This window comes from Brevundimonas vesicularis (genome assembly GCF_027105095.1).
In the GTDB taxonomy this organism is placed as follows: Bacteria; Pseudomonadota; Alphaproteobacteria; order Caulobacterales; family Caulobacteraceae; genus Brevundimonas; species Brevundimonas vesicularis_E.
This window is the reverse complement of the sequence record NZ_CP114278.1, coordinates 1815528-1839830: the sequence shown is the minus strand read 5'-3', so window position 1 is coordinate 1839830 and position 24303 is coordinate 1815528. Positions and strand designations below refer to the sequence as shown.

Below are 24303 nucleotides of genomic sequence, written 5' to 3'. Positions count from 1 at the left end.
ACTTTTATGCGCCAGCCTGCGGCAGGCCGACCACTACGCGAGTTCGCTCCACCCTTATTGGGGCGCCAAAGAGATCGGCGACGGCTCGGCTGAAACCAACCGGATCATTCGCGGAAAAAAGGCCTGACACGGGTTCGCGCGCCAGCGTCGGATTGGCGATCAATATCCGCACGTTGCTGTAGCGCTGAAAAGCTGAAGCCGCCTGTCCCAGACTTTCGCCCTCGAATGCGATCTTGCCCTCGCGCCAAGCCAACTCTCTGTTGATTACGGTCGGAGAGACATGACGCGGCAGGGAGTCTCGGCACCCGTCTCCTCCGCTCCCGAGGGTGATCTGCGTGTCCGACCGTAACAGATCGCGTCGGCCGATCTGGTCGTCGCCGATCTGGACAACACCTTGGTGAACCAACAAGTCGATCGGCTCTTGTTCAAGCTTACGAATCCGGAAACCACTGCCCTCTGCTGCTTCAATCTGGCGATGGCCGACTTCAACGACAAAAGGCCGACCCTGATCGCCCAGGACGGTGAAGTCCGCCTCCCCTTCGAGTAACCGCACCAGACGCCTTGTCTTGCTGTAGCTGACGGTCACGCGAGACGCCGTGTTCAAGACAACCGTGGACCCATCGGGCAGCGGAACTAGACGCATCTGTCCGCGCTCGGTCGCGTAGGCCGTTGGCGCTGTGAGGATGAATCCCACAGCCGCGACTGTGGCAACGCAGGCCGCCGCTCCACCGCTCCATGCCATCAACTGGCGACGCGATAGGCTCTTTTGCACGGGAGGACGCCGTGTGGACCTAGTGAATCGCCTCGGATCAAAATCCCGGCCGAGAGCCGATGCCGCCTCGCTGCTCAGGCCTATGGCGCGAGCCCGCAACAGGGCACCGGCATGGCGGGAATCCGCATGCAGCCACACCTCCAGCGCAGCTTGATCGTCGTTCGACAGCTGCCCCCGATCCTCCCGCGCGACCCAAGCCGCTGCGGCGTCGTCAATGGCCTGACTTGTGTCTCTTGCGACCATGGGGGACGCGTTTCTCCATCTTCAAATCTGTAGAGCGTTGGGACGCGCCATTTCCGCCATCTGCGCACCAATCAATCAGAAAACGAACGCCTCGCGCGATGTGTTTTTCAACCGTGCTTTCCGACAGACGCATCTGATGCGCGATCTCGCGTTGGGCATGACCATGTACCCGGCGAAGGATGAAGGCTTGGCGCGTTTGGCCGGGCATGGCGGCGATCGCTTCAGCCAATCGTCGCAACTCGTCACGATCTATGAGCGACTGTTCAAGCGAAGCCGCCCCATCGATCGGATCGAACCCATCCATCTCCTCGATCGCCTGAATCGATACGACCTTGGCTCTTCGAATGTGGCGCACGACGATCGAATGAGCGACCTGGAAAATGTAAGCGCGGGGGTTCTTTATGTCGCCCACGTGTTCGCGCGCGGCCAAAACGGTATAGGTTTCCTGGATTACGTCGTCGACATCGATGCCCGCGTAGCGTTTCCGCCTGAGCCAGATCCGCAATCCGGGCTCGTGAGGCAAAATATGGCGGCAAAACCACCGCGTCTTTTCTTCGGTGAAAACGAACATTGAGCCGATCCCCTGAAGCGGGACCGGTAGACGGCGGTCTTTACGACGGCGTGACGGACGCGTGACGTCTTGCGCAGCGACACCGCCAAAGTGAGCTAACAGACGATTGCGAAAGACGCTCCGCGGCTTCTGGGAAACTTCAGCTTCGTCGAGGCAACGCCGGTCGCCATCACTAATTGCGGCCGCAATGCGCCAGGAGCGGTCATGCGGACCATGCCGGAAAGACGACATTCCGTGCGTGGATCAGAGGTCCTGTTTCGGGGGCGATGGCTGCTTCGCAAACCAACCCGTTGCGGACGTTGAGCTCGAGCCAAGATCGCATAGGCTAGCCTCATGGGACTTCTGACCTTCAGCATCAACCTCACTCTAGATGGCTGCGTCGACCATCAGGAAGGCATCGCCGACGACGAGACGCACGCCTTTTTTACCCGCTTGATGGACGAGAACGGCGCGATGCTCTGGGGTCGTGTGACCTACGAGATGATGGAGAGATACTGGCCTACCGTCGCTAGTGGCGAGGTGGATGCACCTGCGGCGATCCGCGAGTGGGCGGTCAAGCTGGAAGACAAACCAAAGTATGTGGCGTCAACGACGCGTACGACGTTCCCGTGGACAAACAGCCACCATCTTGGCAGCGACTTACATGCGGCGGTGCAAGCGCTGAAGGACGCTACGCCGGCTGGCGTGCTCCTCGGCAGCGACAAGCTGGCGACGGAACTAGATCGGTTGAATCTGATCGACGAATACAAGCTCGTCGTTCATCCAAGGATCGCAGGGCACGGTCCGACCCTTTATCACGCCGGCTTGTCCGCAACACGCAGACTAGAACTGCTCTCGACCAAGCCTTTCAGTAACGGCGCGGTCGCTATGCATTACCGAGCTCATTGATTGAAAGTTGGGACGATGTCCGCTTCCCACCCGAGGCGGACATCGGCCCAGCCGATTAGGCTAGTGCGATCTGGGGTATTCGCATGTCAAAGTCGCCTGCTGGATCGTTCAACTGACCATGGGCAGTGATGTCCAGCGTGACGGCATGTTCCTCGAACTGTCGGATGGGGTGATCGAACACGCGCTCTTGGCAGAGGTTTTCTACGCTGACGCAAACGGTCAGATGACCTTGGCGACGTTTGATAACGGAAGCATCCCCCTTGAAGTCGTGGAGTGGCTCATCTCGGAAGCTAAGCGAAGGCTACCGCCAGTCGATGACCGCTAACCACCCGTAGCGGACATTTGAGGTGCCTGATCCAATCGGCCTTGGTCACAAAGTCAGGCTGACGTTCCTCGCCCCGACGTTTCGGCCTGCACCCCATCCGCCTCTGCATCCGGATCGCGGCCTTCGCTGCGGTCAAACCATCGCATCACCGGCGTGACCGTGATCCCGTGCAGCAGGATCGACATCAGGCAGATCAGCCCCACGATGGCCCACAGCCGGTCGTCGCTCTCGAACGGCGCGGCGTTCAGCCCATAGGCCAGATAGTAGAAGGACCCCACGCCCCGGATCCCGAAGAAGGCCAGAATCAGCTTCTCGCGCATCGGCCGCCTCCAGCCGATGAAGCCGATCATCCCGGTCAGAGGCCGCACCACCAGCACGATCGCCAACGCCACCATCGCATCCAGCGGCCGCAGCGGCGCCAGCAGGCCCGACGCCAGCGCCCCGCCGAACAGCACCAGCACCACCATCATCGCCATACGCTCGATCTGCTCGATGAAGTCGTGCATCTCGACTTGGAAATCGTGGTCCCGGTCGGCGTGCCGGAACGCCAGCGCCGTGATGAACACCGCCAGAAAGCCGTAGCAGTGCAGCATCTCCGTCACCGAGTATGAGATGAAGGTCGCCGCCAGGGCGATGAACCCGTCGCGCGTCGCGGCCAGTCGCGTGCTGGCCGGAATGGTGAAGGTCAGCCAGCCGAACAGCCAGCCGATCGCCCAGCCGATGCCCAGCCCGGCGCCGATTTCCCACAGCACGCTGACGGTCAGCCACTCTACGAACCAGTCGTCCTTCTGGCCCGCCGCCACCAGGGCCAGGGCGATGGCCAGGTTCACGAACGGGAACGCCAACCCGTCGTTCAGCCCCGCCTCGGACGTCAGGCCGAACCGCACCTCGTCTTCACGCCCTTCGCCCGGCGCCGCCACCTGGATGTCCGACGCCAGCACAGGATCGGTCGGCGCCAGCGTGCCGGCCAGCAGGATCGCCCCCGCCAGGCCCAGCCCCAGGACCGTCCATCCCAGCAGCACGATCGCCACGATCGACAGCATCATGGTGACGCCCAGCAACCGCCAGGTCACGCCCCATCGCCTCGGATTGAAGATCCGGTCGATCTTCAGCCCTGCCCCCATCAGGGCGATGATCACCACGAACTCGGTCAGCCGCTCGGTGATCTCGGGATAGGTCTGCGGCAGCGGATCGAACCCCACCTGCGGCAGGCTGAACAGCGCGGCCCCAAGCCCGACGCAGACGATCGGCAGCGAAAGCGGCGCGCGCCGGAACACCAGCGGCAGCCACGCCACCAGCGCGACCAGCGCCCCCACCACAAACAGCATGAGGATATAGGGATCGGGCATGGCTCTCCGGAGGATCGACAAGGCGTCGTTCCCTTAATGCTGCAACGCCCGTCCGGTTACCGGTCGTTTCTAGAGGCTATGGTTCCACGCCCCGTTGTTTCGATGAGGAACGTCCACTAATCACCCCGATTTGGCGTCAAGGGCGACTGCTTTCCGGCCTAACGGCCAACATCCGCGTTCGGCGCCAAAGCCCAGAACCGAAATCGACCCGTTGCGGAACTATCCGCTTGTCTCGATCTATCGGCCAGCTAACGTATTGCGATGGAAATCAGCCGCAGAATCGTCGTTGCTGGCGTCGGCTTGGCCGTCACTTCACCGCTTCGCGCGTCTGCTGCGGACATGGAAAGTTCATCGATGTACGGCTTGATCGGCAAAATGACAGCGCAGCCAGGTCATCGCGACGAGCTGGTCAGAGTCCTCATCGAGGGTGTAAGCGGACTGCCGGGCTGTTTGAGCTACATCGTTGCTTTGGACCCGCTAGAGCCGGAGGTGATTTGGATCACAGAGGCATGGCAAAGCAAGGAAGCGCACGGCGCGTCACTCACGCTTCCGGCGGTCCGCGATGCGATCTCGAGAGGGCGACCGATGATCGCGGGAATGTCGAGGGTGGCCGAGACGGCGCCCGCAGGAGGGTACGGCCTCTCGGCGCCTGCCCACTAACATCCGCTTCCCACCCAAAGCTGACCATCGCCGGGCCTGCTTCAGGGCCCGGCGATGGTCACAAGTCGATTTGCTCTGACATCTCCCAGGCGTCATCCACCTCGATACCGAGATATCTGACTATGCTCTCCAATCTCCTGTGGCCGATCAGGAGCTGGCATGCGCGAAGATTGCCTGTCATTCTTGTGAATGAGCGAGACATTAGTGCGTCTAAGGCTTTGAGCGCCGTACCCTTAGGGCTCTAGGTCAATCAACGGCGCCATCGGTCTATCAGCCCAGCATACGGCCTGGCGCCGATGTGCTGGCCGCACCGGCTCCGGCTTGGGAACGGCCAGTCGTCTTCAGGCTGGCGCCGCACACTCAGGCGAGCAGCGATCGCATCACGCGCAGGCTCGGTGATCTCAACGGGCACAGGTCTCCCGGTCTTCTGTTGGATGACGACCGACCGCTGACGGAGAACACCGCCTCTCGCCGCATCGCTCACGCGAAGTCGGACCAGGTCGCAGGCGCGTAGTTTCGAATCCAACGCGCAGTTGAACATGGCGAGGTCGCGAAATCTCCTAGCCACACTCAACTGTTGTCGGATGGACCAGATGAGCTTGGGCTTAAGCGGCGCCTTGGGGCCGATTAGACGGCCGGCGTTCCCTGAGGGCTTCGGTTGTAGGAACAGGTCAGACTGTCGCATGCCCCCTCCTCTGAGGTCGCCTGCCTGTCGTGACGCCTGCTTCCAGATAATGAACTTCTGGGCGCTAGTCCCAGACATTCACTGCCGCATTGTTTGGCAATAGCCGCGCCTACTCCGACGGTCGATGCTATGCTGAACGCGGCAACCGTATGGTGAAACAGCTGCCGGCGCCCGGACCGTCGCTTTCCACGCGGATGTCGCCCTTATGCAGATCGACCAGTTGGCGGACCAGGGCCAGACCGATGCCAAGGCCTTCGCTGGATCGATCGTCGGGCCCCTTCAACTGCGTGTACAGCTCAAAGACCCGAGCTTGCATATCCTTGGAAATACCGACGCCAGTGTCCGAGACGGCGACTTCGACGTAGTCGGGCCCAGCGCTCGCCCGGAGCTGGATCGTCCCGCCGGACGGGGTGTATTTGGCCGCGTTGGTCAGCAGATTGCTGACGATCTGCGATAGGCGGGTGACGTCGGCTGTGACCCATACGGCTTCCGCCGGTAGGTCAAACGTGAAGGCATGCCCGCCTGCGTCGATCCTGGGACGGCTTGTATCGATCGCGGAGTCCAGCACGGTCTTCAACAGCACCCGTTCGAGGCGCAGGGCGATCTTGCCCTGATCGATCCTCGAAACGTCAAGCAGATCCTCGACAAGCCGCGAGAGGTGGAACAGTTGGGTCGCCATCCGCTCCCGGATGACGGCGGCTTGATCTGGCTCGCCGGCGCGATCGAGCAACTTCAGCCCTGCGTTCAGGGCCATGATGGGATTGCGTAGCTCATGACCTAAGACCGCCAGGAACTCGTTCTTGCGTTGATCTGCGGCGCTCAAGGCCGTCGCATGCACGTCCAATTCGTCTCGTTGCAGGCGTATCCGCTCACGCTGCTGATAGAGTTCAATGAAGATCTCCGTCTTCATTCGCAGGATATCAGGCTCGATCGGCTTCTGGATAAAATCGACAGCGCCGGCCTCATAGCCGCGAAACCGGCGCTGCTGTTCTGCGCTGCCCGCCGTGACGAAGATGATGGGGACATGACGGACCCGGGCGTTGCCGCGCATGAATTCGGCCAGTTGGAAGCCGTCCATGCCAGGCATCTGCACGTCTAGGAGGGCGAGAGCGACGTCTTCGGCAAGGAGCAGCTCAAGCGCCTGATCTCCGGACTTCGCCTTGAGCAGGTGGAGACCTTCGCGCTGGAGCAAAGCCTCAAGCGCGAGGAGGTTTTCCTCGAGATCATCGACAAGAAGAACCTTTATCGGGGCGTCGAGGGTCGTCATGCGGATTCGAGTTCCACCAGATAGTTTGCGATGTCCGCCAGACTCATGGCCGTTGCGCCCGCGCAGGCCGCGAGAGCGGCTTCTGGCATCGCTGACGCATAGGCCTCTGACGGGCATTCGACGAAGGCCTCGCCACCCCTTTCCATAACGGCTCTCAGTCCGGCGGCCCCGTCATTGTTGGCGCCCGTCAGCACGACGCCGATCAGGCCGGCTCCATAGGCGTCGGCGGCGCTTTCGAAGAGAACGTCAATCGATGGGCGAGAATAGTTGACCGGCTCATCCGAGGACAAGGCCAGCCCGCCATCTCGCTCGACCAGAAGGTGATAGTCGGGGGGCGCAAAATAGACGGTTCCCGGAAGGACCCTTTCCTTGTCCTCGGCTTCAAGCACCGCAAGGGCGCAGCTCGCTTGAAGCAGCGGCACGAGACCATTGCCTCGATCCGGGGGGACATGGACCGCGATCAGAATGGGCAAGGGATAGTCCGCTGGGAGGATGGGAAGGATGGCTAAAAGCGCCTGCACGGCGCCGGCGGAAGCGCCGATCACCACCGCGCGTTGTGATGGGACACTCATGCGCCTAGCCTTCGGTAGAGCTTTTCCTGGGGGACGAACTCAGAAAATTCGCCGGCGTGGGCCGAAAACCTCAAACTTTCCTTGGAGCCGAGGCCGAGGAAGCCTCCGCGTGGTAGGGAGTCCTTGAACAGGCCAATGGCGCGATCCTGCAGGGCGCGATCAAAATAGATCATGACATTGCGGCAGGAGATCAGTTGCATCTCGGCGAACGCCGCGTCCGTGACGAGGCTGTGATCGGAGAAGACGACCCGGGCGCTGAGGCTACGGTCGAAGACGGCCCGCCCGTAGTCGGCCGTATAGTAGTCGGACAGGGACGAACGTCCGCCCGACTTCTGGTGGTTCTCGGTGAATTTGCGCAGCCGATCGAGGGCGTAGACCCCGGCTTCTGCTGCGCGGAGCGCATCGGGATTGATGTCGGTGGCATAGAAGAGGGTGCGATCATACAGCCCTTCCTCCCGGAACAGGATGGCTAGGGAGTAGACTTCCTCGCCAGTGCTGCACCCCGCAATCCAAACCTTGAGCGACGGATAGGTGCGCAAATGGGGAAGCACCGTCTCGCGCAAGGCTTTGAAATAGGTCGGGTCGCGGAACATTTCGCTGACCTGCACCGTCAGATAGCCCAGCAGCCGAGGCAGCATCGTCGGGTCGTGCAGGACAGCGTCCTGCAGCGCGGTCAGCGTCGGATAGCCCATCTGGTCGCGGGCCTGCACTAGCCTCCGCTTGATCGACGCACGGGCATAGTGACGGAAGTCGAAATGATAGCGCTGGAACAGCGCCTCCAGCAGCAGTTGGATTTCGAGGTCTTCGAGAGCGTCGGCCATGGATCAGCGCGGCATCCACACGCGGACCAGAGAGAGCAACTTATCGACATCCAGGGGCTTGGCCATGTAGTCGTTGGCCCCTGCTGCGAGACAGCGTTCCTGGTCGTCCGGCATGGCTTTGGCGGTCAGCATCAGGATCGGCAGGCCGCCCCAGCGTCCATCGCTCCGGATGCGCTGTGTCGCGGTGAGCCCGTCCATGACCGGCATCATCACATCCATCAGAACGAGGTCTATGGCGGGTGCAGAGGCGGCGGACGCATCGAGCGCGTCGAGCGCTTCCTGCCCGTTGCGCGCGATCTGCACGACGGCGCCGCGAGGTTCGAGCACGCTGGTGAGGGAATAGATGTTTCGGACATCATCCTCGACGACGAGGATGCGCCGGCCTTCCAGCACGGCATCTCGATTTCGCGCCTTCTGGATCATGCGCTGCTGTTCGGGCGGCATGTCGGCGACCACCTGGTGGAGGAACAGCGAGACCTCATCCAGCAGGCGTTCCGGCGACTTGGCGCCCTTGATGATGATTGAGCTGGAGTAGCGGCGCAGTTGTTGCTCGTGGTCCGCCGTCAGATCCTGGCCGGTATAGACGATCACCGGCGGATAGGCCTGCTGACCGTCCAGACTGAGCGTCTCCAGCAGCGAGAAGCCGGAGGCGTCGGGCAGGGACAGGTCCACAACCATGCAGTCGAAGGTCTGCTGTTCGAGGGTTTGAAGGCATTCCGCCGCCGTGCCCACCCCGACCGTCTCGACCCCGCCGCTCGACAGAAGGGCTCTCATGGCCTCGCGCTGGACGGCGTCATCCTCCACGATCAGGACTCGTCGAACGGTCCGGGTGAGGTCCTCCTCCAGGGCCCGAAGGACATCCGCCAGCGCCTCACGTTTGACCGGCTTGGTGAGATACCCCATCGCGCCAAGCGCGCGCGCGGTCGTGGCATGGTCTCCAGCGGACACCACATGGATCGGTATATGGCGGGTCTGGTCGTCGCGCTTCAGCGTGTCCAGGACCGTCAGACCGGACTGGTCAGGAAGGCCGACGTCAAGGACGATGGCGCTCGGCCGGTACTGTTTGGCCAGCTTGATCGCGTCCTCGCCATTACTGGCCACAAGACACTGGAACGCCATTTCGCGCGACAGGTCCCGGACGATGGCGGCGAAACGATCGTCGTCTTCAACGACCAGCAACGTGCGCCGGTTCACGGCCAGCGCGTCCCGATCATCCTCAATCGCGCGGGGCAGGACAGCGGGCGACGATTTCGGGGCGGCCTGCGTGACTGAGGACGCCGCGGGTTGCGGAGCAAAGGGCGCGCGCGACGCAACCTGAGCGGCGTCGTAGGCGAGGGGCGCGCTGAGGGTGAAGGTGCTGCCTTTGCCGGGCTTGCTTTCCAGAGTGATCGCGCCTCCGAGCAACCGAGCCAGTTCCCTGGAGATCGAAAGTCCGAGCCCCGTCCCGCCGTACTTGCGGCTGATCGTGCCGTCGGCCTGCTGGAAGGCTTCGAAGATGCTGTTCTGCTGTTCGCGCGAAATACCGATTCCGGTGTCTTTCACCGAAAAAACCAAGCCCCGGTCGCCGGGCGCGATCCTCAGCTTTACGCTCCCCTTCTCTGTGAACTTGAAGGCGTTCGAAAGCAGGTTCTTAAGGATCTGTTCCAGACGTTGACGGTCCGTCTCAACCAGATCGGGCGTCCCCTTGGCGACGTCGATCGTGAAGTTCAGCCCCCGCTGGTCTGCAATCGGATCGAACAGCTGGCGCAAGTCGCCGGCCAGTCTCTGGACCGAAACAGCTTCGGGACGGATCTGGACGTGCCCGGCCTCGATCTTGGAGAGGTCGAGAATGTCGTTGATCAACGTCAACAGATCGTCGCCCGAGGACTGAATGGTCCGGGCGTAGCGAACCTGCTCTTCGGACAGGTTTCCGTCGCTGTTGTCGCCGAGAAGCTTCGACAGGATCAGCAGGGAGTTAAGAGGCGTCCGGAGTTCGTGGGACATGTTGGCGAGGAAGTCGGACTTGTACTGGCTGGCCGCTTCGAGCTCCCGGGCCTTGAGGGCCAGATCGGCGCCGGTCCGTTCCAGGTCGTCGCGCTGTCCCTCCAGAACCTGTGCTTGCTCTTCCAGCTGGCTGTTGGTCTGTTCAAGCTCCACCTGCTGCTGCTCCAGCCGCACCTGGGATTCCTTGAGCGCGCGCCCCTGCTCCTCCAACTCCTCGTTGGAAACCCGAAGCTCTTCGCTCTGCACCTGTAGTTCCTCGGACTGGCGCTGGGTCTCTTCGAGGGCGTTCTGAAGATCCAGACGATAGCGCGCCGACCTGAGGGCGACGCCTATCGCAGCCGCACTTTCGTCCAGCAGCCGAAGGACCTGCGGTCCCGGGGCATGGATAAAGCCCAACTCGATCACGGCGTTGATGACGCCATCAGCGTTCGCAGGGGCGATGACGAGATGACGCGGGTCATCCCGTCCCAGCGCGGATCCAATAGTCAGATAGCCTTGAGGGACATCCGTCAGCAGCACTGACGCCCCATCAGCGGCGACCTGGCCCAGAAGGCCCTCCTTAAGTCGGAACTCCATAGGCACGGGCGCGTCTGATGGAACGCCCAGGGTGGCGGCGCGGCGGAAAACGCCGCCTTCGCCCTTGAAGATCGCTGCGGCTTGAAAGTCGACATATCGAGCCAGGAAGCCCAAGATGCTGTCGGCCAGCGCCTCGATGGTCTTGTCGCCGCTCATTGCTTCGGCGAGCCCGACCTGTCCGGCCTGAAGCCACTCCCGCCGGGCGCGTTCCCGCGTGCTGTTGCGGATGAGCAGGAACACCCCGACGGTGAGGGCGGCGCCGAGCAGGGCGGACAGGATTCCGGTCAGCAGGGCGGTCCGGTAAGCGACCTCCATCTCAGACAGCCACTGTCGCCGCTGCTGCGCGACGTCGGCGCGCATGATGGCCAAGCGTTCCCGGATCGCATTCATCGCCGTCCTGCCGCGGTCGGTTTCGATCATCGCGACGGCCGCCGCGAGGCCGCCCGTACGCCGCGCTTCGATTCCCCGGGTCAACTGCTCCATCTTGACGCCGACATGGCGCTTGACCTCTTTGAGGTTGGCCTGCTGCGCTGGGTCGCGCGAGGTCACTTCGGTGAGGATCGCAAGGTCACGGTCCATTGCGGCCACGGCGTCTTCGTAGGGCTCAAGATAACGGTCTTGGCCCGTGAGAAGGTAACCGCGCTGTCCCGTTTCAGCGTCCTGCACGGTCGACAGGACCTGGTCTATGGCCACCAGTGTCGTATGGGTTCCAACCACCTTCTGACTATTGGCGCGCAGGCCCTGGACGTTGAGGTAGGCGACGACGCCGCTAATCAGGAAGAAGGCGAGAACGAGCACGACGCCCACTCCGACCCAAATTTCGACCTTCGATCGAATGCGTCCAACGCCATGCTGCGTCTGAGCCAAGCTCGCTCTCCAACCCGAAAAGTTCATTCCGCCCGTCCATAGCTGCAAGCCACACCTTGGCAAACAGTGCTGAGGACGCCACCGCTGTTTTCATAATTTCCCTGACCGAAAGCCGACGTCCCCAACCGCCGCTTTGAGTCACAAACGGACGGACGTCACAAGAAATAGTCCGGTCCGACGCGCCACGTCGGCAGGGAGCGAACATTTACTAGCTAGCCAGCTACGCAAAAAACTCGGCTGCTGAACACTTCAGACCGGCGGCCAACGCAAACACCGCCTTAATCCCGACGTTTCGCTCCCCGCGCTCGATTCCGCCGATGTAGTTCCTGTGCAGACCAGCTCTATCAGCCAGTTCCTCCTGGCTTAGCCCAAGCGCGATACGACGACGCCTCACCGCCCGGCCAAAACTCAAAAGATCAGGGTCAACTTCCACCCGATGGACTTGCGGTGGACGCGGATCCTTCTCTACACACTATCAGTGTGATTTTGAGGGCGACCCGAATGACAGGCTTTGCCGACATCTCCGAGATGAGCCCCCAGCTCCAACTGATGATCGGAACCGGATCGCATCTCGATCCTGCCGAACTCGATCCGCTAATCATGCTCGCGTCGCTTACAATCATGAAGAACGCCGGACGTGCCGGCCTGGGTGACGACGCCCTAACGACGCTCTCGCTGCTGCTGATGGTCTGGACTCGCCTGCTGCGGGACAATCCCGACAATGGAGGGCTAGTGAAAACGTCCGCCGAAGACTTGGCAGATCTCTCAGGCTGGCCTGTCGAGCGAGTCCACGCGTCCCTGCAGGCGCTAGGTCCGCATATCCTGATCGATGACCTCGCCCTGTTCGCCGCAGGGGATTTGGAGATCGGCTTCGCACCGCTGCTACATCAGGATGGCGCCGACTGCGGCGAGACGCTGATCCGCTATTGGACGGCTCACTATGTGATGAGAATGGGGCCGAAGCTCGAAGCTGCCGTAGAGACCATCGCGGAGGGCTTGGCACGAGCGAAGGACATGGACGGTGCCGGGGAACGCGTAGCGAGGCTCAAGGCCCGTTGGTATGCCCATAGAGCCCAGCGAGACGGCCTCGCTCACTACACGGTGTACGGCGTCGGCGCGGACCTAGCCTCCTTCGTGGATAGTGTCTCGACTCTTGAGGCCTTGCACGACGCAGTGGTTGGTCTGGTAGACCCTGCCAGCCATGGGCCACTGACCTTTGCTCAGGAATGCGGCCTTCTTCCCTGCACCAAACTTCAGGCTCTCGCGATCAGTGCAGCTGAGCCGCAACTGAACCCTGTCGAGGCGAGGGATATTCGGCACTGAAAGGCAGGGCATTCGGAGGTGTGTCGTGGTCGCCGCGCCGCCCCGCAGCTCTGGTCATACGGCATACTGCCTTATACGACAGCCACAGACTTCGCTGGGAGACCTGGCATTACGACTTCCAGTTCGCGAGTCAGCGATATCGGGGGACGACGCGCTGCACCAAAAAGGGTGACGCCCAAAAGCATCTCGAACGCCTCCGCCGAGATCTTGCCCTGGGATCATCTGACGCGCTCCAAGAGCAAACGCTGAAGGATGTTTCAGTGGAGTGGTTCAATGCCAAGGTGGCGGGCACCAAGGCCGAGGCCACCGTCGCGTTTAGACTGAACATAATGCTGCGACATTTCGACGGCGACGCTCTGATCTCCACCATCGGCGCGGCCGAGGTTCAGGCGGCAATCAGCCGGCGCCGCGTGGAAACCACTCGCCAAGGTAAGCTGCCCTCCAACGGCACAGTCAACCGCGACCTGATCGACACGACTCTTCGGCCGATCCTGCGCTTTGCGCGACGAAATCTTGAGCTCAAGGTCCGCGAGATCCCATGGAGCGATCTGCGTCTGAAGGAGCCCAAGGGTCGCACTCGCACTTTCAGCGGCGATGAGATCGAAACCTGGCGCGCGGGTCTGCCGGAATGGCATCGCCCCCTATTCGACTTTATCAATCGCTACGGCGTCCGGCTGAACGAGGCCTTCTTCCCGCTAGACGCCGTTGACGTCGTGGGAGGACGGGTCGCGCTTCGGGCCCGCAAGAACGGCGGCACATATTACCTCCCTCTCCTGCCCGACGACCTTTCCGACATGAAGGCGAGGATGGGTCGTGCCAGGGATGCCGATCTCGCCACGGTGTGGTTTCGTCAGAAGCCGGACGGTAAGCTCCAAGCCATCACACCCAGAGGGCACCAAGCAGCGTCCCAAGCCGCGCTCAGGGCGGCCAAGATCGTCGACGCGCGGCCGGTTCATGACAGACGTCACCACGCCGCTACCACGGCATTAAAGGCCTCGGGAAATCTCGCTGTGGTGAAGCAGCTTCTTGGGCCGAGAGCATCACTTCGACCGCTCGCTATGCCCACGTCTCAGACGCTGACGTACTTGCAGCTCTAGGGCACAAATCCCACCACAGCGACGCGGAGATCTCAAAAATCTCTAGCGAAAACAATGTGAAAGATGCTGGATGAGCAGAAACCTAAATCCAGTGCGTCTACCAGTTCCGCCACATCCGCATCGGGTAGGCGGTCGCGTCTAGGGGGTGACGCCGCTCAGGGCAAGGCCTCAGCGACGCCCGGCGACCAGTTCGTTGCGAATGGAGCGTCCCAAGGGATCGCGGGCGCGCCAAGTGTCGCCGACATCGGCCTCGACCATCCGGCTGCAAAAACGCGGCAGGACCTGTCGCGGGCTGAACCCGCTCAGGCAAATCTTGTCACCCTCAGCCGACCAGCGCGCCGCCACCCGTCTCCCGTCCGAAAACTGCGAGGTGTAGCGTCCATCCGGCTCGAAATAGTGCCTGACCCACTGTCCGTTCGGATAATGGGACACGATCGTATTGCCGAACGCCTTGGACATGTCGGCTGAAGCGGGCGAGGCCGCCAGCACGCCCAAGATCGCCAAACCGCAGATCACCACACCCTGCTTCACACGCCTCTCCTGCGCCGTCCGTAATCGACTATCGACGATACATAAGACGGCGCAAGCGCTGCGGTTCCTCAGCTGTTGCCGCGACGACCCGATTCGAACAGGAACCAGACGCGCTTTTCGCTCTCGTCGATCCAATTCTCGAGCAGGCTGGCGGTCGCGACGTCGTTATGCTCGTCGCATAGGTCATGGACCTCGCGCATTCGGCCGATCAGCTCACCGTTGTCGTCGCGAAGCTCGGCCAGCATATCCAGCGGGTCGACATAGTCGGCGTCATTGTCGGCGATGCGTGATTCCTTGGCGATCTGACCGATGGAGCGCAGCGTGGTCCCGCCGATCTTGCGCGCCCGTTCGGCCATCGGATCGGTCATGGCCAGGATTTCCGCCGACTGCTCGTCCAGCATCAAATGATAGTCTCGGAAATGCGGGCCTGAGACGTGCCAGTGGAAATTCTTGGTCTTGATGTAGAGGGCGAACGTATCGGCCAGCAGGCCGGTCAGAGCGGCTGAAATGCTCTGGGTCGCCTCCTCCGACAGGCTCGTCGGCGTCCTCAGGGGCGCCAGGCGCTTTTCTTTGGCGGTGACCATCATCGTTCTCCTCAGCAGCAGTCTGCGGTCAAGCTAGGTATCCGGGCATCCGAACGGAAGCCCTGACGCAGATGATAATGCTGAAGCTGTGAAGTGGTTCGGCGGCGCCGACCTTTGTCGGCGGATGGCTGGGGAACTAGGACTCGAACCTAGAATGACGGTACCAAAAACCGTAGTGTTACCATTACACCATTCCCCAGCAGGACCGGCGTTTCCGAAGCACTCTGTGCGGCGGAGGCGGTCAGATACGCCAAGCCGTTTTGGGATGCAACACCCTCTTTCAGGACTATTTTCGCTTACCGTGAAGATGGGTCGAAATGGGCGCTTGCGGCCTATCGAACCCATGGCTATAAGCCGCGTCCTCACTTCGGGGCGACGCCGCCAGGCCAGCCCCCACGGTCGGAGTGTGGCTCAGCCTGGTAGAGCACTGCGTTCGGGACGCAGGGGTCGGAGGTTCGAATCCTCTCACTCCGACCATCTTCTCCTCAGAAAAATCGACGATGCGACAGCGGGTCTTCGCCCGCCGCCATGTCCGCGTTAGTCGTCGTTCGCCGCGCTCTCCATCGCCTGGCGCGCCACAGCATTCAGATGCGCTCCAACCGACTCGATGGTCCTAGAGCTCAGCGCCTTTCGGCGCGCGTTGAGATCGGGTGAACCGGCGTCATAGTCGGCCATCAGCCGCCGCACGAACGCCCCGCCCTGAACCTCGGCCAACACCTGATCCATCGCTTGGCGAGACTCGGCTCCGATGATGCGCGGTCCGGTCAGATAGGCGCCGTATTCCGCCGTGTTCGAAATCTTGGCGAAGGCGCCCGCGATGCCGCGTTCGTACATCAGGTCGGTCACCAGCTTCGTTTCATAGAAGCATTCGAACCATGCCACCTCGGGCGGATAGCCGGCGTCGACCAGTTTCATGAAGGCCGCGTCGATCAGTTCGGCGATGCCGCCGCACAGCACCACCTGTTCTCCGAACAGGTCGCTCTCGCACTCGTCGCGCATCGTCGTTTCCAGAATGCCCTTGCGCCCGCATCCCAGCGCCGCCGCATAGGACAGGCCCAGCGCATGCGCGCCTCCCGTCGCGTCCTGCTGCACGCCGAACAGGCAAAAGACCCCCTCCCCGGCTTCGTACAGATCGCGGATGCGCGGCCCGATCCCCTTGGGCGAGGCCAGGACGACGTCCAGATCCGCGCGCGGTTCGACCAGGCCGAATCGCACCGACAGGCCGTGGGCGAAGACCAGGGCCGCGCCCGGCCGCACGTTCGGCTCCAGCTCGTCGCGCCACAGATCGCGATGCGCCTCGTCCGAAGTCATGACGACGACCACGTCGGCGCCCGACGCGGCCTGCCCGGCCGTCATCACCTCGAATCCATCGGCGCGCGCTAGGTCGCGTGTTCTGGAGTCGGCCTTCAAACCCACAACGATGTCGGTCACGCCCGAATCACGCAGGTTCAGCGCATGGGTCCGGCCCTGGCTGCCGTACCCGATCATGGCCACGCGCTTGCCGCGGATGATCGAAAGGTCGCAGTCGCGGTCATGGAAGACGGGCAGCGGATTGGATAGGGTCTGGGTCATGACCGCCTTCATAACCCCATCCGACGTTGTCGCCTTCTGGAAAGAGGCTGGGCCCGAAAAGTGGTTCGCCAAGGACGAGGCGTTCGACGCCGACTTCCGCGACCGAGGCCACGCCCTGCATTGGGCCGCCGCGCGCCGCGAACTGGACGACTGGATGGACACGGCGGAGGGCGCCTTGGCGCTGCTGATCCTGCTGGATCAGTATCCCCGCAACAGCTTTCGCGGCACGGCGCATCAGTTCGCCACCGATCCTCTGGCCCTGATGTTCGCAAACCAGGCCGTGGCGCGCGATCTGCATCTGGCGTTCGAGCCGGCTTTGAAGAATTTCCTGCTGCTGCCGTTCGAGCATTCCGAGAGGATCGAGGATCAGGACCGCTACATGGCCTTGGTCGCCGGGGACGAAGAGTTGGAGAAATGGGGCAAGCTGCACCGCGACATCATCGTCCGCTTCGGCCGTTTCCCGCACCGCAACGCCGCGCTGGGCCGCCAGACCACTCCCGAAGAACAGGCCTTCCTCGACGAAGGCGGCTTCGGGGGTTGATTCGATTTCTGTGGACTCCCTAGGACTCTGCATCGATTTGGATTTCGAATCGCAGGTTCTGAGGCAAGCTCGAGAAATGAACGCTCAGGTCGCCATCGCTGAACTTCAGGCTCGCATCGCCGCGGCGCCGGCCGATCATCCCGAGCGGCAGTATCTGAACCTGCTGCGCGACATCCTCGACAATGGCGTCCGTCGCGACGACCGCACCGGCACCGGCACCTTGGGCGTCTTCGGCCGCCAGATGCGATTCGACCTGTCCAAGGGCTTTCCGGTCCTGACGACCAAGAAGCTGCATCTGCGGTCAATCATCGTCGAACTCCTGTGGTTCCTGCGTGGCGAGACCAACATCGCCTATCTGAAGGACAATGGCGTTCGCATCTGGGACGAATGGGCCGACGCCGAGGGCGAGTTGGGTCCGGTCTATGGCAAGCAATGGCGGTCCTGGACCGCGCCGGACGGCCGCGTCATCGACCAGATCGAGAAACTAGTTCACGGGCTGAAGACCAATCCCAACAGCCGCCGCCACATCGTCACCGCCTGGAACCCGGCCGACGTCGACGACATGGCCCTGCCGCCCTGCCACTGCCTGTTCCAGTTCTTCGTCGCGGACGGCAAGCTGAGCTGCCAGCTGTACCAGCGCAGCGCCGACGTCTTCCTGGGCGTGCCGTTCAACATCGCCTCCTACGCCCTGCTGACGATGATGCTGGCCCAGGTGGTGGGGTTGGAGCCGGGCGACTTCGTCCACACCTTCGGCGACGCCCACCTTTATCTGAACCACCTCGAACAGGCCGAGCTTCAGCTGACACGCGAGCCCCTGCCCCTGCCTGTCATGCAGATTGCGCCCAAGACCGACCTGTTCGCCTTCGACCTCTCGGACTTCACCCTCGAAGGCTACGAAGCCTGGCCACACATCAAGGCGGCCGTGGCTGTTTGAAAGAGTGATCGTCGTGTCCCAAACCCCTCGCACAACGCCGCAGTTGCCCTTTAAGGACTCCGTACCAGTGGCACCGTCACGGACGCCGCCACCCCCTCCGCCTCCGCCTCCGCCGCCCGCGAAAGGGCATTAAACATGAGCAGCCCTCCTCGGCCCGCACCTTGGCCAACTGAAAAAAGCTCGGTGCCGGTGCCCAAATCACCAAGCCCACCACCACCACCACCACCACCACCGCCTCCCTCCCCTAATCGTGGTGAACAGCGAGGCTGACGTTTCCGACGCGCCCAACATTGCCGACTGGCTGGCCGCATGCGCGGCAGTTACAGGTCTAGGTCTCGTACTAGCGCAGATCAGACACAGCAGTCGCGTGACTGCTATTGATGTGGCTCGGAAATTTATCGAAGACACCACAGAACAATGGGCTACTTGCAGTAGCTCGGCAGGTGCCACAGATTTTGATGCCGACAAATTTAGACAAGCCTTGGGCCAACTATTCGCTCAACTCGAACTGAATGTCATCGCGCTCTACGAAATTGACTTTCCTGATCGCATTGAGCGCATGATTGAGAAAACGATAATTTCATATCTGAACGAAATGATCGCGGCATCTTACGACCCATACTTAGTCGAAATTTTCACCAATAAGATCACTTGCCCATGTCTTCGTGATTTTTGTCTTCAGAGATATCGACTCTTTGATGAAGGCCCTCGCCTCATGACCGCAATGTGTATAGAGCCATTTCGGTATGGCTGAGCTCTCTAGAAACGATACTTCTTATGGGAGATGCGCGCATCTGGATGTCGGCAAATACCAATGCATTTCTCCGACCTGACCGCCTCCGTCCTGCGCATCTCCGACATCTACGCGGCCGAACACGACATCGACCGGGATCGCGACTGGGCGCTGCTGAAGCTTCAGGAGGAGCTGGGCGAACTGACCGCCGAGCATCTGCGCCTGACCGGCCGCGCGCGGGGCGCACCTGACAGCCAGGCGCTGGGCGACGAAGCGGCGGATGTGCTGGGGATGCTGCTGATCTACTGCGCGCGAGCGGGCGTCGATCTTGATCAGGCCATGCAGCGCAAATGGCTGAAGTGGCTGGAGCCGAAAGCATGACCGTTCCCCAGATCGCATTGGTCGTCGCGCGTGGACGCAACGGCGTCATCGGCCGTGACGGCGACTTGCCCTGGCGGCTGCGCAGCGATCTACAGCGCTTCAAGGCCATCACCGTGGGCAAGCCCTGCCTGATGGGCCGCAAGACCTGGGAAAGCTTGCCGCTGAAACCCCTGCCTGGCCGGCTCAATCTGATCCTGACGCGGGACCAGTCCTACGAGGCGGACGGCATGGCCAAGGGCGGCCTGGTCTGCGCCACTCTGGACGAGGCCATTGAGATCGGGCGCGAAACGGCTGAGGACGACGGGATGGACGAAATCTGCGTCATCGGCGGTACAGCCCTGTTCGAGGCCGCCCTGCCCCGCGCGAAACGCCTCTACATCACCGAGGTGGAGGCTTCGCCGGAAGGCGACGCCGTCTTTCCGTCATTCGACGAAACAGCCTGGGTCGAGGTATCGTCGGAATCGTACCCGGCAGGCGAGAAGGACGACCACGCCTTCACCTTCCGCGTACTGGAACGCCGCTAGGAGAAACAGATGTACGTCACCACGACCAACGACCTGCCCGGCTTTCGCGTCACCCGCCATATCGGCTTGGTGCGCGGTGTCACGGTGCGCTCGCGCAACGCCATCTCCGACGCCATCGGCGGGGTCCAGTCCATGCTGGGCGGCCGCGTCGGCGCCTATGTGAAGTTGGCTGAGGCCGGGCGTCAGGAAGCCTATGACGAACTGGTCAAACACGCCCAGGCCCACGGCGCCAACGCCATCCTGGCCGTTCGCTATGACGCCACGGAAATCATGCCGGGCGTCACTGAGGTCTTGGCTTACGGCACGGGCGTGATCGTCGAGCCGGCATAACCGGCTCGACGTTTCCCGATCAGGACAGGGTCATCAGGTCCGAACGCTCGAAGTTGCGCAGCTCGTCTTCGCGACCGTCGCGGATCTTGGCGACCCATTGAGGATCGGCCAGCAACGCGCGGCCGACGGCGACCAGGTCGAACTCCTCGTTCTCCAGACGGCGCAACAGACCGTCCAGCGAGGCGGGCTTTGAACCTTCGCCGCCGAAGGCCGCGATGAACTCGCCATCCAGGCCCACCGACCCGACGGTGATCGTGGGCTTGCCCATCAGCTTTTTGGTCCAGCCGGCGAAGTTCAGGTCCGAGCCTTCGAACTCCGGCTCCCAGAAGCGGCGCTGCGAGCAGTGGAAGACATCGACGCCGGCGTCCGACAGCGGGGTCAGCCACTCGACCATCTGCTCCGGCGTCTCGGCGATTCGGGCTGTGAAATCCTGCTGCTTCCATTGCGACAGGCGCAGGATGACCGGAATGTCATCTCCCACGCCCTCTCGCACCGCCTTGACGACCTCGGCGCCGAAACGGGCGCGGTCGGCGATTGTCGGCCCGCCCCAGCGATCCTCACGCAGATTGACCCCGCCCCAGAAGAACTGGTCGATCAGATAGCCGTGGGCGCCGTGAACCTCGACGGCGTCGAAACCCAGGTCGCGAGCGGCTCGCGCCGACCGACCGAAGGCGGCGATGGTGTCGGCAACATCCTCCTCGGTCATGGGCTCGTACTTGGGCTTGCCCGGCGACGTCAGGCCCGAGGGGCTGTCCACCTTACCCAGCGGCGTCCAGTCCGCCCCCTGTCCCCGCGCCGAACCGACATGCCAGATTTGCGGCGCGATCAGCCCGCCGGCGGCGTGAACCTCATCCACGACCGATTTCCACTCCGGCAGCGCTTCGCCGTGGAAGACCGGAACATTGGCGTCGTTGCGCGCCGCCGGACGCTCGACGACCGTGCCCTCGGTGACGATCAGCCCAACCCCGCCTTCGGCCCGCCGACGATAGTAGCCGGCGACATCGGACGTTGGCACGCCGTTCGGCGAGAAGGATCGCGTCATGGGCGCCATGACGATGCGGTTGGGCAGGGTCAGCCCCTTGATCGTAAAGGGGCTGAACAGGGCGTCGAGGCTCATTGGATCTCCTTGAGTATCTGTAGCACCCAAGGTGGCGAACAGGGTTGCGTTTGAAAACCCCCTGCGGCGGCTTTTTCTATATCTCGAGCGCAGACGAGACGCGCGCGGCGATTTCGGCGAAGCGGCCGGCGATATCGCCCTGCGGATCGGTTGCGACAGGCGGTCGTCCGGCATCGCCGCCTTCTCGTAAGGCGGCGTCCAGCGGCAAGGCGCCCAAGAACGGGATGGATAGGCGCTCGGCCTCGGTCTTCCCTCCGCCTTCTCCAAAGACTGGCCCGCTCATATTCTCAATCAGGCCAAACGTCGGGACATTGACGCGCTGGAACAGGGTGTGGGCACGCCGGGCATCGGCCAGAGCGACTTCTTGCGGCGTGGAAACGATCACCGCTCCATCCAGCGGCGTCTTCTGGATCAGTGTCAGCTGGACGTCGCCCGTGCCCGGCGGCAGATCGACCACCAGCACGTCCAGGGGCGCATCAGCCGTCCCCCAACGCGTCTGGGTCAGCATCTGGGTGATGGCCTGCGACGCCATGGGTCCGCGCCAGATCATGGCGTCGTCCATCTTGGTCAAAAGGCCGACCGACATGGCCTTCAGCCCGTGGGCGACGTGCGGCACGATGGCGCCGTCCTCGTAGGCGGGCTGACCACTGATGCCCAGCATGGTCGGCAGCGAGGGCCCATACACATCGGCGTCGAGAATGCCGACTGAAAGCCCGCGTGCAGAAAGCGCAGCAGCCAAATTCACCGCGACCGTGGACTTGCCCACCCCGCCCTTGCCGCTGGCGACGGCCAGGACGCAGCGAACGTGCTTCGGCCGATCGGTCGGGACCGGGGCCTTGGCGCGGCCCTGATCGACCGCCGCTTTTGACAGGCTCGCCGTGCGCGGCGCGGCAGCTGGCTTGGTCTCGGCGGTCAAAATGACCGAGACGCGCGCCATGCCGGGAATGGCCTTTAGCGCAGCCTCCGCCGCATCACGAACCGGCGCGTAGGCGGCTGCTTGAGTGCGATCGACTTCCAGAGCAAACCCCGCGCGATCCTCAGCCACGACCAGACCTTGAACCAGACCGGCGGCGACCAGCCCTTGGCCGGAAACCGGATCGATGATGGCGTCGAGGGCGGCGATGACGGCGGAGTGTTCGACCAAGGCGGTCTCCAGAAGACTTGCAGGCGATGATGCGCGCGTTCTATCGCCGTCGAACCCGTCCCGCGAGCCACGATTTGTCCCAGCCACCCTCAATCACGCTGATCGCCGGCCCGACAGCCTCGGGCAAGTCGGCGCTGGCGCTGAAGATGGCGCGCGAAACGGGCGCGGTGATCATCAACGCCGACAGCCAACAGCTCTACGCCGACCTGCGCATCCTGACGGCCCGCCCCTCGGTTGAGGACGAAGCCCAAGCCGATCACCGACTATATGGCATCGCAGACGCGGCCGACGCCTGGTCGGTCGGACGTTGGAGCCGCGCGGTGATGGCGTTGCTCGACGACCTTCGCAAACAGGGCCGCCCGGCCATTCTGGTGGGCGGGACAGGCCTTTACTTCATGAGCCTGACGCGCGGCCTGGCCGATATTCCTGCAGTGCCGAGCGCGATGCGGGATCAGATGGAAGCCGACTACACGGCGCTCGGCGAGTCAGGTTTCCGCCAGCGCTTGGGCCAGATCGATCCTGAGGCGGCGCAGGCCATCGAACAGGGAGACCGCCAGCGCCTTGTGCGAGCCATGAGCGTCTTCATCGCCAGCGGCCGCGCGCTGAGCGCCTGGAAGGCCGATACCCAACCCTTGTTGGCGCCGGGTTCATGGACCGGATGGGTCATGGAGCCCGAACGTCAGCAACTCTATGCAAACTGCGACCAGCGCGTGAACCTTATGATCGATCAGGGAGCGATAGACGAAGTCCAAGCCTTTGTGGGGCGTGGCTTGAACCCCGCCCTGCCCGCCATGAAGGCGGTCGGGGTCAGAGAACTGGCCGCCTACTTGTCTGGCGACATGGCCCGCGACGACGCGATCACCGCACTGAAACAAGCCACTCACAACTACGCCAAACGTCAGTTGACGTGGTTTCGAAACCAGACGCCGGACTGGCGCCGTGCCTAAGAAACAATCCGGCGCTTGGAATGCCTCACGGCTGCGCCTATATTCGTTTGGTCCGGTTTCGGCCGGACTATAGCGATAAACGCGCTTGTAATAAGCGGACCGGACCCGGGTGCGATTCCCGGCGGCTCCACCAACTTTCTCCCCGCGTTATCGGCGGAGGCAGCATGGGGCCGACTAGCATCGACGGACGTGTAAAGAGGATTGCTTTCGCTCGTCCTGGCCCACCGTATCGGGCCATTTTCTAACTGCGAACGATAACTTCGCTGGAGAAGTCGCTCTCGCCGCGTAATGCGGTTCGAGTGATTTCGAATCTTAAGTCCTAGGGGTTCAGATCCCTGGGCGGGGCCCGTCGGGGGGCCTGGCAACAGAACCCCCGGCACTTTCCAAAAGATGATCGGGAGCCTGGCGCCAGAATCCCGGCGCTTTACCTTCATGACACCTTTCGCCTGCGGCCCCGCGCCGCTATCAGTCGCGCTCTGATGTGAGGTGACGATGAGCGACCAGGCCCCTCCGGTCGATGAGATGCGGTACGAACAGCTGGCGCAGGAAGCCCTGCGCGGCGTCATGCGCGCCGCGCTGGAACGCGTGCTGGCCGAGGGGCTGCCCGGCGCCCACCACTTCTATATCACATTCAAGACACGCGCCGTCGGCGTCAGCGTGGCCCCTGACATTCTGGCGAAATATCCGGAAGAGATGACGGTCGTTCTGCAGCACCAGTACGACGACCTGCGCGTCGAGCCTGAGCGTTTCTCGGTCAAGCTGCGCTTCGGCGGCATGCCCAAGAGCCTGGTCATCCCCTATTCCGCGATCACGCGCTTCTACGATCCCAGCGTCCAATTTCTGCTGCAGTTCGAAGACCCACAGCTTCTGGACGAGGTCGAAGACGAGCCGACCCCGCCTCAGGACATGCCGCCGATTTCGGACGGCCCCAAGGTCGTTTCGCTGGACCAGTTCCGCAAGAAATAG

At 62.6% G+C, this 24303-nt stretch carries 25 protein-coding genes, 2 tRNA genes and 1 other RNA gene; 14 read left to right on the top strand and 14 right to left on the bottom strand.

The window, feature by feature from the left end; translation table 11 throughout:
* Window positions 1–4 precede the first annotated feature (4 nt).
* Together O2K97_RS09115 and O2K97_RS09110 are read right to left on the bottom strand one after the other, a co-directional pair.
* Window positions 5–1015: a FecR family protein gene (locus O2K97_RS09115; protein WP_269219012.1), complete on the bottom strand. Its 1011-nt coding sequence runs from the start codon at window positions 1013–1015 to the stop codon at window positions 5–7.
* Window positions 984–1586 carry an RNA polymerase sigma factor gene (locus O2K97_RS09110; RefSeq protein WP_269219011.1) on the bottom strand — a complete coding sequence of 201 codons (603 nt, stop codon included), beginning with the start codon at window positions 1584–1586 and terminating at the stop codon, window positions 984–986. The genes O2K97_RS09115 and O2K97_RS09110 overlap by 32 nt, the downstream gene beginning before the upstream one ends.
* A 333-nt stretch (window positions 1587–1919) precedes the next feature.
* Here O2K97_RS09110 and O2K97_RS09105 point away from each other — a divergent pair, with 333 nt between their 5' ends.
* Entirely contained in the window at window positions 1920–2474 is a 555-nt protein-coding gene (locus tag O2K97_RS09105) for a dihydrofolate reductase family protein (RefSeq protein ID WP_165116485.1), read from the top strand.
* 378 nt (window positions 2475–2852) lie between these two features.
* On the opposite strand, the gene O2K97_RS09100 is transcribed toward O2K97_RS09105, so the two are convergent.
* A complete protein-coding gene (locus O2K97_RS09100; RefSeq protein WP_269219010.1) occupies window positions 2853–4148 on the bottom strand; it encodes a cation:proton antiporter in 1296 nt (431 codons plus the stop codon).
* 261 nt (window positions 4149–4409) lie between these two features.
* Here O2K97_RS09100 and O2K97_RS09095 point away from each other — a divergent pair, with 261 nt between their 5' ends.
* Window positions 4410–4808: a putative quinol monooxygenase gene (locus O2K97_RS09095; RefSeq protein WP_165116481.1), complete on the top strand. Its 399-nt coding sequence runs from the start codon at window positions 4410–4412 to the stop codon at window positions 4806–4808.
* Between the two features lie 812 nt (window positions 4809–5620).
* Here O2K97_RS09095 and O2K97_RS09090 read toward each other — a convergent pair.
* The 5 genes from O2K97_RS09090 to O2K97_RS09070 all read right to left on the bottom strand — a co-directional run bounded on the left by O2K97_RS09090 (window position 5621) and on the right by O2K97_RS09070 (window position 11973).
* A complete protein-coding gene (locus O2K97_RS09090) occupies window positions 5621–6760 on the bottom strand; it encodes a hybrid sensor histidine kinase/response regulator (RefSeq protein WP_269219009.1) in 1140 nt (379 codons plus the stop codon).
* Window positions 6757–7308, bottom strand: a complete 552-nt coding sequence (locus O2K97_RS09085; RefSeq protein WP_269219008.1) for a chemotaxis protein CheB — start codon at window positions 7306–7308, stop codon at window positions 6757–6759. Before O2K97_RS09085 ends, O2K97_RS09090 begins: the two co-directional genes overlap by 4 nt.
* A gap of 20 nt (window positions 7309–7328) precedes the next feature.
* Window positions 7329–8153, bottom strand: a complete 825-nt coding sequence (locus O2K97_RS09080) for a CheR family methyltransferase (RefSeq protein ID WP_152950508.1) — start codon at window positions 8151–8153, stop codon at window positions 7329–7331.
* 3 nt (window positions 8154–8156) lie between these two features.
* Complete coding sequence (locus O2K97_RS09075; RefSeq protein ID WP_227975958.1) at window positions 8157–11579, bottom strand: response regulator; 3423 nt, start codon at window positions 11577–11579, stop codon at window positions 8157–8159.
* A gap of 220 nt (window positions 11580–11799) precedes the next feature.
* Window positions 11800–11973: a helix-turn-helix domain-containing protein gene (locus O2K97_RS09070; RefSeq protein WP_235559226.1), complete on the bottom strand. Its 174-nt coding sequence runs from the start codon at window positions 11971–11973 to the stop codon at window positions 11800–11802.
* A 107-nt stretch (window positions 11974–12080) separates the two neighbouring features.
* Here O2K97_RS09070 and O2K97_RS09065 point away from each other — a divergent pair, with 107 nt between their 5' ends.
* The gene (locus O2K97_RS09065) at window positions 12081–12902 is read left to right on the top strand and encodes a hypothetical protein (RefSeq protein ID WP_269219007.1); all 822 of its coding nucleotides are present in this window, start codon (window positions 12081–12083) and stop codon (window positions 12900–12902) included.
* A 260-nt stretch (window positions 12903–13162) separates the two neighbouring features.
* Window positions 13163–13999: a hypothetical protein gene (locus O2K97_RS09060; protein WP_269219006.1), complete on the top strand. Its 837-nt coding sequence runs from the start codon at window positions 13163–13165 to the stop codon at window positions 13997–13999.
* A gap of 168 nt (window positions 14000–14167) precedes the next feature.
* Here the strand turns inward: O2K97_RS09060 and O2K97_RS09055 are convergent, their stop codons facing one another.
* From O2K97_RS09055 to O2K97_RS09045, 3 genes are all read right to left on the bottom strand, one after another.
* Window positions 14168–14530, bottom strand: a complete 363-nt coding sequence (locus O2K97_RS09055) for a hypothetical protein (protein ID WP_269219005.1) — start codon at window positions 14528–14530, stop codon at window positions 14168–14170.
* A gap of 68 nt (window positions 14531–14598) precedes the next feature.
* Complete coding sequence (locus O2K97_RS09050) at window positions 14599–15114, bottom strand: Dps family protein (RefSeq protein ID WP_269219004.1); 516 nt, start codon at window positions 15112–15114, stop codon at window positions 14599–14601.
* A gap of 125 nt (window positions 15115–15239) precedes the next feature.
* Window positions 15240–15313: transfer RNA gene (locus O2K97_RS09045), tRNA-Gln, on the bottom strand.
* 201 nt (window positions 15314–15514) lie between these two features.
* Here O2K97_RS09045 and O2K97_RS09040 point away from each other — a divergent pair.
* Window positions 15515–15591: transfer RNA gene (locus O2K97_RS09040), tRNA-Pro, on the top strand.
* Window positions 15592–15651: 60 nt separating this feature from the next.
* Here O2K97_RS09040 and ilvC read toward each other — a convergent pair.
* The gene (gene ilvC, locus O2K97_RS09035) at window positions 15652–16686 is read right to left on the bottom strand and encodes a ketol-acid reductoisomerase (RefSeq protein WP_269219003.1); all 1035 of its coding nucleotides are present in this window, start codon (window positions 16684–16686) and stop codon (window positions 15652–15654) included.
* On the opposite strand from ilvC, the gene O2K97_RS09030 reads away from it, so the two are divergent.
* The 6 genes from O2K97_RS09030 (at window position 16685) to O2K97_RS09005 (ending at window position 20129) form a co-directional block, all read left to right on the top strand.
* Complete coding sequence (locus tag O2K97_RS09030) at window positions 16685–17227, top strand: DUF924 family protein (protein WP_269219002.1); 543 nt, start codon at window positions 16685–16687, stop codon at window positions 17225–17227. The two genes, ilvC and O2K97_RS09030, sit on opposite strands and share 2 nt — an antisense overlap.
* 76 nt (window positions 17228–17303) lie before the next feature.
* Window positions 17304–18161: a thymidylate synthase gene (locus O2K97_RS09025; RefSeq protein WP_066554815.1), complete on the top strand. Its 858-nt coding sequence runs from the start codon at window positions 17304–17306 to the stop codon at window positions 18159–18161.
* Window positions 18162–18414: 253 nt separating this feature from the next.
* Window positions 18415–18915, top strand: coding sequence for a hypothetical protein (locus O2K97_RS09020; protein WP_269219001.1), 501 nt, complete (start codon window positions 18415–18417; stop codon window positions 18913–18915).
* 60 nt (window positions 18916–18975) lie between these two features.
* Window positions 18976–19275, top strand: a complete 300-nt coding sequence (locus tag O2K97_RS09015) for a phosphoribosyl-ATP pyrophosphohydrolase (RefSeq protein ID WP_269219000.1) — start codon at window positions 18976–18978, stop codon at window positions 19273–19275.
* The gene (locus tag O2K97_RS09010) at window positions 19272–19799 is read left to right on the top strand and encodes a dihydrofolate reductase (RefSeq protein ID WP_269218999.1); all 528 of its coding nucleotides are present in this window, start codon (window positions 19272–19274) and stop codon (window positions 19797–19799) included. The genes O2K97_RS09015 and O2K97_RS09010 overlap by 4 nt, the downstream gene beginning before the upstream one ends.
* 9 nt (window positions 19800–19808) lie before the next feature.
* Window positions 19809–20129 carry a YbjQ family protein gene (locus O2K97_RS09005; protein ID WP_017504867.1) on the top strand — a complete coding sequence of 107 codons (321 nt, stop codon included), beginning with the start codon at window positions 19809–19811 and terminating at the stop codon, window positions 20127–20129.
* 19 nt (window positions 20130–20148) lie between these two features.
* Here the strand turns inward: O2K97_RS09005 and O2K97_RS09000 are convergent, their stop codons facing one another.
* Entirely contained in the window at window positions 20149–21246 is a 1098-nt protein-coding gene (locus O2K97_RS09000) for an NADH:flavin oxidoreductase (RefSeq protein ID WP_269218998.1), read from the bottom strand.
* A gap of 76 nt (window positions 21247–21322) precedes the next feature.
* On the bottom strand, window positions 21323–22390 hold the full coding sequence (locus O2K97_RS08995) for an Mrp/NBP35 family ATP-binding protein (RefSeq protein ID WP_269218997.1): 1068 nt from the start codon (window positions 22388–22390) through the stop codon (window positions 21323–21325).
* Window positions 22391–22536: 146 nt separating this feature from the next.
* On the opposite strand from O2K97_RS08995, the gene miaA reads away from it, so the two are divergent.
* The 3 genes from miaA to O2K97_RS08980 all read left to right on the top strand — a co-directional run bounded on the left by miaA (window position 22537) and on the right by O2K97_RS08980 (window position 24303).
* Window positions 22537–23337, top strand: a complete 801-nt coding sequence (gene miaA, locus O2K97_RS08990; protein WP_419466117.1) for a tRNA (adenosine(37)-N6)-dimethylallyltransferase MiaA — start codon at window positions 22537–22539, stop codon at window positions 23335–23337.
* Window positions 23338–23348: 11 nt separating this feature from the next.
* Window positions 23349–23718: a transfer-messenger RNA gene (ssrA, locus tag O2K97_RS08985) on the top strand.
* Between the two features lie 111 nt (window positions 23719–23829).
* The gene (locus O2K97_RS08980; protein WP_017504863.1) at window positions 23830–24303 is read left to right on the top strand and encodes an SspB family protein; all 474 of its coding nucleotides are present in this window, start codon (window positions 23830–23832) and stop codon (window positions 24301–24303) included.

What these genes read in the sequence shown, in the direction of transcription:
- O2K97_RS09065 (WP_269219007.1), top strand. Translation starts at nt 12,081, where the DNA reads ATGACAGGCTTTGCCGACATCTCCGAGATGAGCCCCCAGCTCCAACTG.
- O2K97_RS09010 (WP_269218999.1), top strand. Translation starts at nt 19,272, where the DNA reads ATGACCGTTCCCCAGATCGCATTGGTCGTCGCGCGTGGACGCAACGGC.
- O2K97_RS09050 (WP_269219004.1), bottom strand. Translation starts at nt 15,114, where the DNA reads ATGGTCACCGCCAAAGAAAAGCGCCTGGCGCCCCTGAGGACGCCGACG.
- O2K97_RS09115 (WP_269219012.1), bottom strand. Translation starts at nt 1,015, where the DNA reads ATGGTCGCAAGAGACACAAGTCAGGCCATTGACGACGCCGCAGCGGCT.
- O2K97_RS09030 (WP_269219002.1), top strand. Translation starts at nt 16,685, where the DNA reads ATGACCGCCTTCATAACCCCATCCGACGTTGTCGCCTTCTGGAAAGAG.
- O2K97_RS09095 (WP_165116481.1), top strand. Translation starts at nt 4,410, where the DNA reads ATGGAAATCAGCCGCAGAATCGTCGTTGCTGGCGTCGGCTTGGCCGTC.
- O2K97_RS08980 (WP_017504863.1), top strand. Translation starts at nt 23,830, where the DNA reads ATGAGCGACCAGGCCCCTCCGGTCGATGAGATGCGGTACGAACAGCTG.
- O2K97_RS09025 (WP_066554815.1), top strand. Translation starts at nt 17,304, where the DNA reads ATGAACGCTCAGGTCGCCATCGCTGAACTTCAGGCTCGCATCGCCGCG.
- O2K97_RS09110 (WP_269219011.1), bottom strand. Translation starts at nt 1,586, where the DNA reads ATGTTCGTTTTCACCGAAGAAAAGACGCGGTGGTTTTGCCGCCATATT.
- O2K97_RS09100 (WP_269219010.1), bottom strand. Translation starts at nt 4,148, where the DNA reads ATGCCCGATCCCTATATCCTCATGCTGTTTGTGGTGGGGGCGCTGGTC.
- O2K97_RS09105 (WP_165116485.1), top strand. Translation starts at nt 1,920, where the DNA reads ATGGGACTTCTGACCTTCAGCATCAACCTCACTCTAGATGGCTGCGTC.
- O2K97_RS09005 (WP_017504867.1), top strand. Translation starts at nt 19,809, where the DNA reads ATGTACGTCACCACGACCAACGACCTGCCCGGCTTTCGCGTCACCCGC.
- O2K97_RS09080 (WP_152950508.1), bottom strand. Translation starts at nt 8,153, where the DNA reads ATGGCCGACGCTCTCGAAGACCTCGAAATCCAACTGCTGCTGGAGGCG.
- O2K97_RS09015 (WP_269219000.1), top strand. Translation starts at nt 18,976, where the DNA reads ATGCATTTCTCCGACCTGACCGCCTCCGTCCTGCGCATCTCCGACATC.
- ilvC (WP_269219003.1), bottom strand. Translation starts at nt 16,686, where the DNA reads ATGACCCAGACCCTATCCAATCCGCTGCCCGTCTTCCATGACCGCGAC.
- O2K97_RS09000 (WP_269218998.1), bottom strand. Translation starts at nt 21,246, where the DNA reads ATGAGCCTCGACGCCCTGTTCAGCCCCTTTACGATCAAGGGGCTGACC.
- miaA (WP_419466117.1), top strand. Translation starts at nt 22,537, where the DNA reads ATGGCGCGCGAAACGGGCGCGGTGATCATCAACGCCGACAGCCAACAG.
- O2K97_RS09090 (WP_269219009.1), bottom strand. Translation starts at nt 6,760, where the DNA reads ATGACGACCCTCGACGCCCCGATAAAGGTTCTTCTTGTCGATGATCTC.